Origin of the sequence: Shigella flexneri 2a str. 301, assembly GCF_000006925.2 — a bacterium.
Lineage (GTDB): Bacteria > Pseudomonadota > Gammaproteobacteria > Enterobacterales > Enterobacteriaceae > ECMA0423.
The window spans coordinates 2551676-2566599 of the sequence record NC_004337.2 but is presented as its reverse complement, the minus strand read 5'-3'; the positions used below and the strand labels follow the sequence as shown (position 1 = coordinate 2566599).

Genomic DNA, 14924 nt, shown 5'->3' with positions numbered 1-14924 from the left:
ATTTCGCTAAACGCATCAAAAAAGCATAGCAGACAGGCATGGTATTGCTGGATTAAGCAGGTAACATCAGTGTTATAGGATTATTACCAAAACATTATATTAATGGTGAGAGTTTGGACTTGCTCAAAGTCTGTAGACTCCGGCAGGGTAATAATGTGCGCCACGTTGTGGGCAGGGGCTGTTGCCCACACACTTTATTTGTGAACGTTACGTGAAAGGAACAACCAAATGGATGACCAGTTAAAACAAAGTGCACTTGATTTCCATGAATTTCCAGTTCCAGGGAAAATCCAGGTTTCTCCAACCAAGCCTCTGGCAACGCAGCGCGATCTGGCGCTGGCCTACTCACCAGGCGTTGCCGCACCTTGTCTTGAAATCGAAAAAGACCCGCTAAAAGCCTACAAATATACCGCGCGCGGTAACCTGGTTGCGGTGATCTCTAACGGTACGGCGGTGCTGGGGTTAGGCAACATTGGCGCGCTGGCAGGCAAACCGGTGATGGAAGGCAAGGGCGTTCTATTTAAGAAATTCGCTGGGATTGATGTATTTGACATTGAAGTTGATGAACTCGACCCGGACAAATTTATTGAAGTCGTCGCCGCGCTCGAACCGACCTTCGGCGGCATCAACCTCGAAGACATTAAAGCGCCAGAATGTTTCTATATTGAACAGAAACTGCGCGAGCGGATGAATATTCCGGTATTCCACGACGATCAGCACGGCACGGCAATCATCAGCACTGCCGCCATCCTCAACGGCTTGCGCGTGGTGGAGAAAAACATCTCCGACGTGCGGATGGTGGTTTCCGGCGCGGGTGCCGCAGCAATCGCCTGTATGAACCTGCTGGTAGCGCTGGGGCTGCAAAAACATAACATCGTGGTTTGCGATTCAAAAGGCGTTATCTATCAGGGCCGTGAGCCAAATATGGCGGAAACCAAAGCCGCATATGCGGTGGTGGATGACGGCAAACGTACCCTCGATGATGTGATTGAAGGTGCGGATATTTTCCTGGGCTGTTCCGGCCCGAAAGTGCTGACCCAGGAAATGGTGAAGAAAATGGCTCGGGCACCAATGATCCTGGCGCTGGCGAACCCGGAACCGGAAATTCTGCCGCCGCTGGCGAAAGAAGTGCGTCCGGATGCCATCATCTGTACCGGCCGTTCCGACTACCCGAACCAGGTGAACAACGTTCTTTGCTTCCCGTTCATCTTCCGTGGCGCGCTGGACGTTGGCGCAACCGCCATCAACGAAGAGATGAAACTGGCGGCGGTACGCGCGATTGCAGAACTGGCCCATGCAGAACAGAGTGAAGTGGTGGCTTCAGCGTATGGCGTTCAGGATCTGAGCTTTGGTCCGGAATACATCATTCCAAAACCGTTTGATCCGCGCTTGATCGTTAAGATCGCTCCTGCGGTCGCAAAAGCGGCGATGGAGTCGGGCGTGGCGACGCGTCCGATTGCTGATTTCGACGTCTACATCGACAAGCTGACTGAGTTCGTTTACAAAACCAACCTGTTTATGAAGCCGATTTTCTCCCAGGCTCGCAAAGCGCCGAAGCGCGTAGTTCTGCCGGAAGGGGAAGAGGCGCGCGTTCTGCATGCGACTCAGGAACTGGTAACGCTGGGACTGGCGAAACCGATCCTTATCGGTCGTCCGAACGTGATCGAAATGCGCATTCAGAAACTGGGCTTGCAGATCAAAGCGGGCGTTGATTTTGAAATCGTCAATAACGAATCCGATCCGCGCTTTAAAGAGTACTGGACCGAATACTTCCAGATCATGAAGCGTCGCGGTGTCACTCAGGAACAGGCGCAGCGTGCGCTGATCAGTAACCCGACAGTGATCGGCGCGATCATGGTTCAGCGTGGGGAAGCCGATGCAATGATCTGCGGTACGGTGGGCGATTATCATGAACATTTTAGTGTGGTGAAAAATGTCTTTGGTTATCGCGATGGCGTTCACACCGCAGGTGCAATGAATGCGCTGCTGCTGCCGAGTGGTAACACCTTTATTGCCGATACCTACGTCAATGACGAACCAGACGCAGAAGAGCTGGCGGAGATCACCTTGATGGCGGCAGAAACTGTCCGTCGTTTTGGTATTGAGCCGCGCGTTGCTCTGTTGTCGCACTCCAACTTTGGTTCTTCTGACTGCCCGTCGTCGAGCAAAATGCGTCAGGCGCTGGAACTGGTCAGGGATCGTGCGCCAGATCTGATGATTGATGGTGAAATGCACGGCGATGCAGCGCTGGTGGAAGCGATTCGCAACGACCGTATGCCGGACAGCCCTTTGAAAGGTTCTGCCAATATTCTGGTGATGCCGAACATGGAAGCTGCCCGCATTAGTTACAACTTACTGCGCGTTTCCAGCTCGGAAGGTGTGACTGTCGGTCCGGTGCTGATGGGCGTGGCGAAACCGGTTCACGTGTTAACGCCGATCGCATCGGTGCGTCGTATCGTCAATATGGTGGCGCTGGCCGTGGTTGAAGCGCAAACCCAACCGCTGTAATTCATTCTTAACTCTCACGCTTACCCTGAATATTCAGGGTAAGCGGTTTTCCTGAAATATATTAGCAAAGCTTATTACTGAGTTTGCGAATAATAAAAAAATCAGTATATAAAATATCTCGATATTATTTTATTTATATTCATGCGTCGCATATGAAAGTTTATTCATAACAGTAAATATCTCTCCATTCTTATTGATCTACCTCACCTTTTAAACGCGCTTGCCGAATTTTGTTATTTACTCTGACGAAAAATTGTCACGATACACGAAAGTTTTTCACAGGCGGCGACTCATGGATAAAGAACGCATCATTCAGGAATTTGTGCCCGGCAAACAGGTCACACTGGCGCATCTCATCGCGCATCCCGGTGAGGAACTGGCGAAGAAAATCGGCGTTCCGGATGCGGGCGCAATTGGCATTATGACGCTAACTCCCGGCGAAACGGCGATGATCGCCGGTGATTTAGCGCTGAAAGCCGCTGATGTGCATATCGGTTTTCTCGACCGCTTCAGCGGTGCATTGGTGATTTATGGCTCGGTGGGCGCAGTAGAAGAAGCGTTATCACAAACCGTCAGCGGTTTAGGTCGCTTATTAAATTATACGCTTTGTGAAATGACCAAAAGTTAATACGAGGCATTCATGAAACGAATTGCGTTTGTGGGTAGCGTCGGGGCAGGAAAAACAACGTTATTTAATGCGTTGCAGGGGAATTATACCCTCGCCAGAAAAACACTGGCCGTGGAATTTAATGATAAGGGCGATATTGATACGCCGGGTGAATATTTTAGCCATCCCCGCTGGTATCACGCCTTAATTACCACGCTACAGGATGTAGACATGCTGATCTATGTCCATGGCGCAAATGACCCGGAAAGTCGGTTGCCTGCCGGGTTGCTGGATATTGGCGTCAGCAAACGGCAAATCGCCGTCATCAGTAAAACGGACATGCCAGATGCTGACGTCGCCGCAACGCGAAAGTTATTGCTTGAGACGGGTTTCGAAGAGCCGATTTTCGAGCTAAACAGCCACGACCCGCAAAGCGTGCAGCAACTGGTGGATTATCTGGCATCTCTCACCAAACAGGAGGAAGCAGGTGAAAAAACTCATCACAGCGAATGATATTCGTGAAGCACACGCGCGCGGCGAACAGGCAATGTCCGTGGTTCTGCGCGCCAGCATTATTACCCCGGAAGCCCGTGAAGTGGCGGATCTACTGGGTTTTACCATCACCGAATGTGATGAATCGATCCCGGTAACGGCGTCCGTGCCCGCCAGCGTGCCAGCCGACAAAACCGAAAGCCAGCGCATCCGCGAAACCATCATTGCCCAGCTGCCGGAAGGCCAGTTTACCGAAAGCCTGGTCGCACAGCTGATGGAAAAAGTGATGAAGGAAAAACAGTCGCTGGGCGATTTTGTCGTCGCCAGCGCCGGGCCGCACCTCGAATCCGTGATCGCCGGTCACGGAGCCGGGGCGCAAACCCTTTCTGAACAACGGCTGTGTCGGGTACTGAATATCGATATCGGCGGTGGCACCGCGAACTACGCCCTGTTCGATGCCGGAAAAATCAGCGGCACTGCCTGTCTCAACGTCGGTGGTCGCCTGCTGGAAACCGACAGCCAGGGGCGCGTGGTTTACGCTCATAAACCGGGGCAGATGATTGTGGATGAGTGCTTCGGTGCAGGCACTGACGCCCGTTCGCTGACCGGCGCGCAGCTGGTGCAGGTTACCCGGCGGATGGCGGCGCTGATTGTCGAAGTGATTGACGGAACGCTTTCGCCGCTCGCGCAGGCATTGATGCAAACCGGTTTGCTGCCCGCAGGTGTTACGCCCGAAATCATTACGCTTTCTGGAGGCGTGGGCGAATGTTATCGCCACCAGCCCGCCAACCCGTTCTGTTTTGCCGATATTGGCCCACTTCTGGCAACGGCGCTGCATGACCATCCGCGCCTGCGTGAGATGAATGTGCAGTTTCCGGCGCAAACCGTACGCTCCACGGTGATTGGCGCGGGTGCACATACCCTTTCGCTCTCTGGCAGCACAATCTGGCTGGAGGGCGTACAACTGCCGCTGCGCAATTTGCCGGTGGCGATCCCGATTGATGAAACGGATCTGGTGAGTGCCTGGCAACAGGCGCTGCTTCAGCTGGATCTTGATCCCAAAACTGACGTGTACGTGCTGGCGCTTCCCGCCTCGCTGCCTGTGCGTTACGCCGCGGTTCTGACGGTCATCAACGCGCTGGTCGATTTCGTCGCGCGTTTTCCGAATCCGCATCCCCTGCTGGTGGTGGCCGGGCAGGACTTTGGTAAAGCTCTGGGCATGTTGTTGCGCCCACAGCTACAACAACTCCCGTTGGCAGTCATTGACGAAGTGATTGTCCGCGCGGGGGACTATATCGACATTGGTACGCCTCTTTTTGGCGGATCGGTTGTGCCGGTGACGGTGAAATCACTCGCATTTCCTTCCTGAATACGGTAGTTATCAGGTATGGTGCTTGGTGTCTGGGTGTTAGTGGGATTATATCCGGCAGTGTATCCGGTTAAGGTGATTGGTCTGGCAAGATGATTGGATGCTTTTGTGGTGAAAAATGTTTTGGTGTTTTAGCATAACCCTGAAGAAAGAATAAAAATAAAAAGGAAAAAACCAAAACCAGAACAGAACCGGAAAGAGAAGAAAAGAGAAAATGAAAAATAAAAACCAAAAAAGAAAGAATACTTAAATCTTCGCATGTTCTTCGGGTGGTACGCAAGTTTGTTAGTCTGACCGCACAATAAATTTTCGCTTAGAAAATAATAAGTTACATAATATTCTGCTTTTTTAGATAAATATAACCCGAAAAAATCATTGTTAATCTTATGCATTTATTATTTGATTGTAAGTTGTGATTATTATAATTTAGTTATTGTTAGTATGTTTTATAATGCTGGATGGGTGATGCCTCTAATTAGTTGAATCTGATGTATAATACGGGCTTTTGAGGTTATCTCATGACCAGCGTTAATATTCATTGTCCCCGTTGTCAGTCAGCTCAGGTTTACCGCCATGGTCAGAACCCTAAAGGCCGTGACAGACTTCGCTGCCGTGACTGCCACCGTGTGTTTCAGTTCACTTATACTTATCAAGCACGTAAGCCGGGTATGAAAGAGCTGATAACTGAAATGGCCTTTAATGGTGCCGGGGTTCGCGATACCGCCAGGACACTGAAAATTGGTAGTAACACCGTCATCCGGACTTTAAAAAACTCGCGCCAAAGCGAATAACTTCTTCGCCTGTTGCCCATGCTGATGTGGCGTTTATCTGCGAGCTTGATGAGCAATGGAGCTACGTTGGCAGTAAAGCCCGGCAACATTGGCTCGGGTACGCGTACAACACCAAAACAGGCGGTGTACTGGCCTACACTTTTGGTCCCCGAACCGATCAAACGTGCCGGGAGCTACTGGCACTGCTTACACCCTTCAACATCGGCATGCTGACCAGCGATGACTGGGGCAGCTATGGCCGGGAGGTGCCGAAGAATAAGCATCTGACCGGCAAAATATTCACCCAACGCATTGAGCGTAATAATCTGACGCTACGCACCCGCATTAAGCGGTTGGGTCGTAAAACAATCTGCTTCTCACGCTCAGTTGAGATCCACGAAAAAGTGATCGGAGCGTTTATCGAAAAACACATGTTCTACTAATTGGATGCACTACCCAGTATGTAACTGGGTTTGTCCATAAAATGCACCTTACTCAGTTGGTGTCCAACTTTTGGGGTGCAGTTCAGAAGGACGGGATTTTACGGTGTACCGGATAAATTTAAAACTGCCTGATACTGAATGTATGAGGTTTCGTAATGCTCAATTCCCCTAGTACCGTTTTGTAGATCTCCATACTTCCACTAGTATTTATTTGCAAAGTTCCTATATTTGAGGAGTTTAATAAATTTAGCTGTCCCAAGTGATTTTTAATAGAGATAGCCTGATCATGTGCAGGATTAATAAATTTTATATCCGGTGCAACTGCTTCAAAAAAATTCTGAACAATTGGATAGTGAGTACAGCCGAGAATAATTTCATTTACTGGATGGAGGGAAATTAAATGGTTAACATGTTTTTTGATGTCATTCAAGATTGCAGGAGCATTAAGATTACCTTCCTCAATTAACATTGCAAGATTTTTGCTTGGTTCTCCAAATACATTTATTGTTGAATTCAATTTTTTTATTAGCTCTTTGTGACACCCCGTTTTAATAGTAAACTCGGTAGCGATAATACCAACATTTTTATATTGCTGGCGAATCACATCTTCTACTGCAGGTTCAATGATGGATAAGATAGGAAACGGAAAGCTCTTAGCATATCCGCTGTATTCTTCGGATTCCAAAGTTGAGGATATAGTATTACATGCGACAGCAACTAGTTTGACATTCCTTGACTGTAAAAAAGTCAGCATTTTTTTAGTCAAACTGATGATATCATCGGCAGAACGGTTGCCATAAGGTGCATTCATATTATCTCCACAATAGATAATATCTTCACCAGGAAGCAAATTAATTATTTCCTTTACCGATGTCAATCCACCGACACCTGAGTCTATTACACCAATTGGAGATTCAGCACTAAACATATTTAACCTCATCTTTTGTAGCTTATGGAAAATTTAATTACTAGTTCTTTTTTCCCAAGAAAATGGTTCGAAATCAGAGTTTGGATCTTTCCAGTCAGATTTTCGGAAGGCGTAAATTAATATTGGAATTAATAAAAATAGGGCAACTAATACTAACAAATAAAGAACATAGCTGGTTGGACTACCAGTTGGGATTTGCTCGGGCGGAATAAAACTTAATACAAAAGCCAGAAAAGACCCTAAGAATCCAAGTGTTGCCCAGAAAAATAAAGCAGGGGCTCGATATGGGCGTTTTGTATCAGGTTGAGAATGTCGTAGATAGATAGCACTAGCGAACATGAGCATATACATAACTAAATAGAGCATAACTGTTAACTGTGATAAAATCTGAAAAGCTGCTTGAACTGAAGGCATTATCACAAAAGTAACAGAAAGAACTGAGACAATTATACCTTGTACAAACATTAGATGGTGCCCCATTCCATGACGATTGGTTTTTTGGAAAAACTTAGGTAAATAACCAGCTTTCGCGATCGCTAATACACCTGTATTAGGCCCTGCAATCCAAGTAACCACCCCACCCAGTACGCCAATTGCTAGCATAAATGCCATCACAGAGCCAAGCCATGGCACTCCAGCCCATTCGAACAGCATATCGTAGGCAACCAACAAACTTTGAGTTAGACTAATTTTATCTGTAGGAATAATAAAGGCGACCCCTAAAGTACTGAGCAGGAATATTGCAATAGTACCTATAGAAGCGATGGTAATTGCAATTGGGTATTTTTTAGTTGGATTATCTAAATCGTTAACATGGACCGCATTCATTTCCATCCCTGCATAAGCAAGAAATATGCTGGCGGCAAGAACAATATTCTGGAAGTTAGCTATATTAGGGAAAAGATCACCCCAACCTAATGGGATCACCGCTGGTTTACCGCTGAACCACAGATAGGAGAAACCAAGAATAACAAGGATAATAGCTGGAATAATTGTCCCTATAATACCGCACCACTTAGATACCTGCGAGAAAATACCAACGCCACGTAATGCAACACAAATAGCTCCCCAGTAAACAAATAGTACGAAAAATAAAATATACCATTTATTACTGGCAATTGATTCTGCCACCCCCATATCAACATCAATAAATGCAACCGAGACTGCACCAAATGTCAGTACTGTTGGAAAGTAGGGGATGACTTGTAGCCAGGTCATAAGCATTCCTACAAAACCCCAGCGAGCCCCAAATGCTTCTCCTATCCATCGAAATGCCCCCCCTTTTTGTGGATATGTTGTAGCTAGCTCAGCCGCAACAAAGGCAACAGGTACTAAAAACATAATTGCAGCAAAGGTATAGTAAAAAATGGCACCTAAGCCGTATTCTGCTTCAGAAGGTATAAATCGTAGACTTACTACAGCAGTTATATTCATGATAGCGAGTGTCCCCACTGTCATTTTCTTACTTTTGGGTGCGATATTAGCATTAGACATTTTTATACTCTCGAACATTTTTAAAATAGAAACATATAATTACGATGTAAATATAAAAACTAATATTAACTTTAACACTTATCTTAAAAACACTAACGCAATCTGCTTTACAAAAATAAGTAATACCTAAAGTCGTAACGACACCAATAGTGTTTTCATCGACATGCTTCAAAACCTCTTTAGCATTCATTATCAGGTGATGATCATCAAGTGGAATTTCACACAATTTCACATCACAGTAACGGCAGAATTTATGCCAGCATATTTGCACAGGATCGCAAATCAGGTTCGGTTGATTTACCTTGTACTTCGCGTTTTTTACACCACTGCCATTTTAACGCCAAGCGGCCGAGCATAGCAGCTTCAGATGAACCAATGGTTGAGCAACCTAAGGTGTGTCGCGAATCGGGGAAACTCCACGAATCGGAAAGCATACGCACACAGCGACCTTCAGGTTCCGCCATTTGTGGATATTCATCTTTATAAATCATGTTTTTATCAATAGCTAAATTAAGCAACTCACGGATTTCATCATCAAGCCATGTTTGACAGAAAGTAGCTAAGTTTTGTCGTGAATCCCCATCAAGGATGAGCTCATCACGTATGGCGCTGAATACATTTCGAGATTTCTTCTCATCTACACGCAAATGATATTTATGCAATATAAATGAAAGCTCAAGTGAGCTATGAATATCGACTGCTTCTCTATAACAAGAATTACCTGATTTATTTTTCATAATAAACGCCACTCAATACAATCAGATTAAACATTACAAACACAATCTGGATTTTGCAATTTTAAAACTATCAAATTTAGATATATTTTAATTAATATAAAACCATAAACATATCAAAAAATTACTTTATTATGGTCATGGTAGATGTGTTTCAATGCCAACCTGGTCTATTCCTACATATGTGAGAGCATATTTACAAAAAAATCGTTATTGTGATTTCAACGGTGATGCTGAAGTGGCACACTAAATTTGGCCACCTGAACAGAGGTGATATGCTCACCTCAGAACAACATGACGTGGTGTTATTCTGCTCAGTACTGTTCTGGCAATGAATCCAGCCAGTCCTCTGCATCTTCCTTGTAACACTCGTAGATGCAGTAATTGGTGAAACTGATGTATTTGGTTAGTAACTCTGCTTCGTTGTTCCTGTGCGCTCTTCTGGCCTGCTTACGTAGTTGTTTCGCTTCTGCCCGCTGGCCTTCGAGTATCTCCAGCCTGTCTGCAATATCTTGCTTCATGTTCAGCTCCTCGCGCGCGCATAGTACTTGTCCGAAAATTAATCGCCCGTCCCATCATTAATATCGATTCCCACGCTGTGTAACTGGCTATGAATGTCTCTGCGAATGAGAATTAAACGCCTGATGAACTCCATTTCCTCCGCGCTCTGGTTGCTCGGCCCCGATTTCATGTCGATGATTTTATTGATAGTTCCAAGCGAATATTCAGCCCACAGACGAAGCGTTTGGCGCTTCATGGCCTGTTTGCTCAGTGGCGAATGTTTCAGGTCTAAGACATGTTCTGCGAGGGTCTTAGCGATGCCCTGCATGATGCGTAGTGCCAACATGATGATTTTCTCCGGACTTGTGCTAATATAGTTCCCGAACATTGTTTCGAGACTGCTTATCCTGTTTGTCTTGTCCGATTTGTTCATTGGTCACATTGTTAAGTCAGCCGGGGTAATTCCCGGCTTTCTTTTATCCGATCAGTACCGAATCCCTATCGCATTGAATACGCGTTTCCGTTGCTCAGCTTCAGGATCGGTGGCCATTTCTGGTTCTGGCTCCGGCATAGACGGGGCGGCATCAAAATGCTCAATTTCACGACCGAAATACGAGTTCAGGTCAATACCTGCCGAACTATCCACTCCATCAAAATAGCGACGCTGTTCCTCGGTGAGACAGCTACCCAGACGTTCCTCAACCTGCGCCATAAACTCAACATCCGGTGAGAAGTACTCATCGGGATTCGGAGCACCGCTCTGTTTGTACATCTCCATTTTCTCTGCGTTCGTTTTTAGCCCGGCAATGCGTTTCTCCAGTCCGGCGGCTTTAATAGCGTCAGCAACGATTTGTGGGATCTGCGGTTTAATTGTTTCGATAACTTCATTACTGATTAATTTAAACTGGGCCATACGGATCGCTTTAATCTGTTTATTTAGCAGTGCGCGTTCCCCTTCGTTGGCGGTTTTATCACGCTGTGCTACCAGTTCAGCGCCTTTATTTGCCAGTACCTCAAATGCGTCCATTATCTTTCCCCCCTTTTTTCGATTATTTAAAAGCGCTTATTGACACGCCAAAACGACGACTTAATTCGCAAATGAGTCGCCGCTTTGCAGTGCCTTCCATATCTTCCGGCATTTCAGACTGAAGTTTATCAGCTACTTCATCAACAAGTGGACGAACCGTTTCCACGAACTTGTCCGCAATATAATCAGCAGAACGCATCACTTTCTCATGGAATTCCTCACGGCGTTCCTGGGCGGCTGATTTAGGGGCTGTCGTGCGCTGAAAATAACTGTCTAATGAATGCATGGTATTTACTCCTGTGTTTATAGTGATTGTTCAATTAATTGCGGTTGAAGCCATTGTGTGTGGCCCAGCCGAATAAGTTTGCGGACGTTTTTATGTATCCGGCGGTGCTTTTCTTTCGGCATCAGGCGAATATTCTTGATGCGGTTATCCTGTTTGTTCAAATTAACGTGGTGCACTTCATATAATGTCTCGTCATAAGCGCCGTATGTGTATACATAGCAGGCTTTCTGATAGGTGAGTGTCACTTTGAATTTACCTTCATGTACCGTTACAACCAAATGCCCTTTATTGGTCATGCTGCCTTTGATAACGTCTTTTGTTTCACGGCTAAACAATAAACCCGCTTCAGGGTCATAAATCCATCTGCGTCGCATAATATCGGCACAGCGTTCTAATCTTTCGATATTGGTCATGATGTTTACCTCAAAATGTGATGCGTGATTATTATCGTTCTGTTCTGTACAACCATTCTTTGCATTCGTGCTCCCAGAATAATTGGCGAGTACCGCGTGGGGTAAATGGCAAAGGGACTCCGGTTGATGGTTTTTTTAGCCAGCGCCTCAGCGTTCTGGTCGATACATTCGCCATTGCTGCGAACTGTTCTAATGTTATTGCTTTCATAAATACCTCGATACGAAAAAGAAGCCGCCCACGGAGGAAAGAAGAAGCAAATTTTGAATTTCCGTGAGGCGGTGGATTCCGATTCCCTGAACCCATTACCCATGTGATACTTAATATTATAAACCTTATTTTTTCTGTTGACATTTTTGGCCATATATTGACAGCGGTTTTTGTTAGCAAAAAGTGCTATTTATTAAATCATCAAAGCAATAAAAGATTATTTGCACCCGCAAGGTAATAGCGGGATAATATTAGCGAGGGTTAGCCGCCCTCGACCTCAAAGTGATCTGTTAATAACTACAACGATATGTCTCTATTTCCCGCTTCTCCGGCGGGTTTTTTTTGCGTGCAAATCACCACATCAGAATTAATTAAATTGATACCGTTTAAAACGCTCCCAATCGCAATATAACGGCCTTAACTTCTGGCTATGCATTTTCTCAGGTGTGATCAAATTGATTCGTCAGGCGTGGAATAAGGCAATAAAAACGGGCATTGCGCCCGCTTGTGTTCACTGCATCGAAAATAACTTATCCATAATTCTTTTCTCCTGTTCCCTGCACATCATTTCGGCACGGTCCCGATCTTCCTGTGTCGGATTAAAGTCCGGCGTTCTGTATCTGTTGCCTGAAATATACCGTGCATGATTGCGGCGACCTGAACGCGGCATTATCCAGTATTCGATGTTCTCACGCGTGGCAATGAGTAAACCATCTTCTACAAGCGTATTCAGGGCGTGCCATAGCTGCTTGTAAGTAACGCAACCTTCACCGACAAGATAATCCAGTGCGCACGACAATCCGCTTACTGTTAACTCTTTGGCGGCGAAATTTGGGTGTTCAGAAAGGAAATACTCCTGACCCTGTTTGCTGAATACCCAAAGGATCTGGCGGCGCAATTCTTCAACGTCCTGGCTATAAGCGTGATTGATATGTCTTTCAGCTACGAAAGCGCGGCCTTGTTTCCTGATTAGCCCATTACTAACCATCGTCATGAGTGAGCGGCGGGCGGCGTCAACCTGGACGCGGGTAACATTGCCACCATAAACGAGATCTGCGGCTTGTCGTGCGGTGATTGATTCGTTTTTTGCCAGATAGTCGAGGATCTGCCGTTGTTGTTCTGATATGCGCATGATATGTAACCCCCTGATTTTCACAATAAACTTATCTCTTTTCCGCTTAATGTATGTATCTATTATGCGCTCAATATCGAGGCGGGGCAATGTTGCGATCAGTCCTGATCGCCACCATTCAGGCGAGTGAGAAAAATTTAATGAAATCGCATCGATTTTAAGCGCTCTCAATCGCTCTGTGGCGACGTTAAGTAAGTGTAGCGCTTATGTGTGTTCATCGCGTTCTATGGGCCATTCCTTTCGAATTTGGCGCGGTCATGATAGTTCGCGGTGATCGGCGGCGGGGATAAAGTTTCCTGAGTGATCACTTAAGCCTGCTGTGCGTCGTGTGAGTGTGCTGTCTGCACCTGGCTATACGCTGCTTTGCTGCTGTTTCCTGTCTGGTCTGTATACGCGATAAAAACCATTGGTCTTGCAGTGTGGCGGTGTCGTTGGTTTTTATTGAGCGCGTAGCGCGATAGAAGGTGCGCTCTCAGATGTTTATGTGTCTACCTATGGTGAGCGCTCCGTGCCTTACGTCGTTTCATTGAGCATTGGCCCCAGGAGACGAGCGAAGCGAAGCTCTCCCCACTGCTAAGCTGGTTTTGTTTTTATCCTGCATGCTATTCCGCTTAAGCCAGCTAGTTAATTCGTCAAGGAATGATTTAAAGAGTCCTTTAACATTATGGTCACAATCCGAACAGCTTTATCGTGAGGATTTGACCTAGCCGAGCGGCAATGAGCGTAGTCCTGCTGCACAGAAGTTAAGGTCTGCTCTGGAGGTTATCAGGACGTAAGCACTAGTCTCATGATTCCGCCGAAAAGACGAAAAATCTTGGCGCTGATCTGTATTTATTATTTCTCTGTATTTATTACTTTGGGCCGCAAAAATGCGGCTAGTGAGTGGGCAAATTTGCGGCTAGTGAGTGGGCAAAAATGCCCACCTATTTTTTTTCAGCGTCAAAATCATGACCTTTCTGGATACTTCTTGAACAGTAATCACGCTTTTTCTTGCACTAACCAATTGAATAATAAAAGGTTCTGGCAAATAGGACCGCATTTTTGCGGCTAGTAAACATGGGGTCGCATTTTTGCGGCTTATTTTGCTTGCAGCCAGCGCCACGTCTGGGTTTGAGCTATCACTATCAAACTGGTTGTAACCGCGATGTGATTATTAGTTTATTGAGGTAATGATCTGATTATCTGACATGAAAAAAGGGGCATTTGTCCCCCTTTGCTGACCCGCTGCCTAGTGTACCAGGTAGCTGACTTTTGCTTCTCTTTCGTGCTGCTGTGCCGTCATTGTGGATTTGGCGAAACGTATGCTGGAGCAGAAAGCATCCGGCATCAACATGACCCGATAAGGAGGCATCATGCCAGCTTTAGATTTGATTCGACCGTCGGTAACCGCCATGCGGGTGATTGCCTCCGTTAACGCTGAATTTGCGCGTGAACTAAAATTGCCGCCGCATATTCGTAGCCTCGGGCTGATTTCTGCCGATTCTGACGACGTAACCTACATTGCGGCTGACGAAGCGACCAAACAAGCGATGGTCGAAGTGGTATATGGTCGCTCGCTGTATGCGGGAGCGGCACACGGCCCGTCACCGACTGCCGGTGAAGTGCTGATTATGCTTGGTGGGCCAAACCCGGCGGAAGTGCGTGCCGGTCTGGATGCGATGGTTGCACATATTGAAAATGGCGCAGCTTTCCAGTGGGCCAATGACGCAGAAAACACCGCCTTCCTGGCGCATGTGGTTTCGCGTACCGGTTCTTATCTTTCATCAACCGCCGGGATCACGCTTGGCGATCCGATGGCGTATCTGGTGGCACCGCCGCTGGAAGCGACCTACGGCATTGATGCCGCGTTGAAATCTGCCGACGTACAGCTGGTGACCTACGTCCCGCCACCGTCTGAAACCAACTACTCGGCAGCATTTTTAACCGGTAGCCAGGCCGCGTGTAAAGCAGCCTGTAACGCCTTTACCGATGCAGTGCTGGAAATCGCGCGTAATCCAATCCAGCGTGCGTAA

Annotated in this window: 16 protein-coding genes and 1 other annotated feature; of the genes, 7 read left to right on the top strand and 9 right to left on the bottom strand. The window is 46.6% G+C overall.

The window, feature by feature from the left end; translation table 11 throughout:
* Positions 1–228 precede the first annotated feature (228 nt).
* From SF2505 to SF2501, 6 genes are all read left to right on the top strand, one after another.
* A complete protein-coding gene (locus tag SF2505) occupies positions 229–2508 on the top strand; it encodes a bifunctional malic enzyme oxidoreductase/phosphotransacetylase (protein NP_708302.1) in 2280 nt (759 codons plus the stop codon).
* A gap of 220 nt (positions 2509–2728) precedes the next feature.
* The gene (locus SF2504) at positions 2729–3136 is read left to right on the top strand and encodes a carboxysome structural protein EutS (RefSeq protein ID NP_708301.1); all 408 of its coding nucleotides are present in this window, start codon (positions 2729–2731) and stop codon (positions 3134–3136) included.
* A gap of 12 nt (positions 3137–3148) precedes the next feature.
* Entirely contained in the window at positions 3149–3628 is a 480-nt protein-coding gene (locus tag SF2503; RefSeq protein NP_708300.1) for an ethanolamine utilization protein EutP, read from the top strand.
* Complete coding sequence (gene eutA / locus SF2502) at positions 3603–4976, top strand: reactivating factor for ethanolamine ammonia lyase (RefSeq protein ID NP_708299.1); 1374 nt, start codon at positions 3603–3605, stop codon at positions 4974–4976. Before SF2503 ends, eutA begins: the two co-directional genes overlap by 26 nt.
* Before the next feature lie 461 nt (positions 4977–5437).
* Positions 5438–6194 (top strand) — a mobile genetic element (partial).
* Positions 5495–5767, top strand: a complete 273-nt coding sequence (locus SF2501a; protein YP_008439270.1) for an Insertion element iso-IS1N protein insA — start codon at positions 5495–5497, stop codon at positions 5765–5767. Its footprint overlaps the feature before it by 273 nt.
* The gene (locus SF2501; protein NP_708298.1) at positions 5794–6189 is read left to right on the top strand and encodes an insertion element IS1 protein InsB; all 396 of its coding nucleotides are present in this window, start codon (positions 5794–5796) and stop codon (positions 6187–6189) included. (Lies within the feature at positions 5438–6194.)
* Before the next feature lie 113 nt (positions 6195–6307).
* Here SF2501 and SF2500 read toward each other — a convergent pair.
* The 9 genes from SF2500 to SF2493 form a co-directional block, all read right to left on the bottom strand.
* Complete coding sequence (locus SF2500; protein NP_708297.1) at positions 6308–7129, bottom strand: glutamate racemase; 822 nt, start codon at positions 7127–7129, stop codon at positions 6308–6310.
* 21 nt (positions 7130–7150) lie between these two features.
* Positions 7151–8611 carry an amino acid antiporter gene (locus SF2499; protein ID NP_708296.2) on the bottom strand — a complete coding sequence of 487 codons (1461 nt, stop codon included), beginning with the start codon at positions 8609–8611 and terminating at the stop codon, positions 7151–7153.
* 251 nt (positions 8612–8862) lie between these two features.
* A complete protein-coding gene (locus tag SF2498; RefSeq protein NP_708295.2) occupies positions 8863–9075 on the bottom strand; it encodes a hypothetical protein in 213 nt (70 codons plus the stop codon).
* Positions 9076–9659: 584 nt separating this feature from the next.
* On the bottom strand, positions 9660–9866 hold the full coding sequence (locus SF2497a) for a hypothetical protein (protein ID YP_008439269.1): 207 nt from the start codon (positions 9864–9866) through the stop codon (positions 9660–9662).
* A 38-nt stretch (positions 9867–9904) separates the two neighbouring features.
* A complete protein-coding gene (locus SF2497) occupies positions 9905–10234 on the bottom strand; it encodes a hypothetical protein (protein ID NP_708294.2) in 330 nt (109 codons plus the stop codon).
* A 96-nt stretch (positions 10235–10330) separates the two neighbouring features.
* Entirely contained in the window at positions 10331–10873 is a 543-nt protein-coding gene (locus SF2496) for a hypothetical protein (protein ID NP_708293.1), read from the bottom strand.
* Positions 10874–10895: 22 nt separating this feature from the next.
* Positions 10896–11159: a hypothetical protein gene (locus SF2495; RefSeq protein ID NP_708292.1), complete on the bottom strand. Its 264-nt coding sequence runs from the start codon at positions 11157–11159 to the stop codon at positions 10896–10898.
* A gap of 17 nt (positions 11160–11176) precedes the next feature.
* A complete protein-coding gene (locus tag SF2494; RefSeq protein NP_708291.1) occupies positions 11177–11572 on the bottom strand; it encodes a hypothetical protein in 396 nt (131 codons plus the stop codon).
* A 719-nt stretch (positions 11573–12291) separates the two neighbouring features.
* Positions 12292–13083 carry a hypothetical protein gene (locus SF2493; RefSeq protein NP_708290.1) on the bottom strand — a complete coding sequence of 264 codons (792 nt, stop codon included), beginning with the start codon at positions 13081–13083 and terminating at the stop codon, positions 12292–12294.
* Between the two features lie 1181 nt (positions 13084–14264).
* Here SF2493 and SF2492 point away from each other — a divergent pair.
* Complete coding sequence (locus tag SF2492; protein NP_708289.1) at positions 14265–14924, top strand: ethanolamine utilization protein EutL; 660 nt, start codon at positions 14265–14267, stop codon at positions 14922–14924.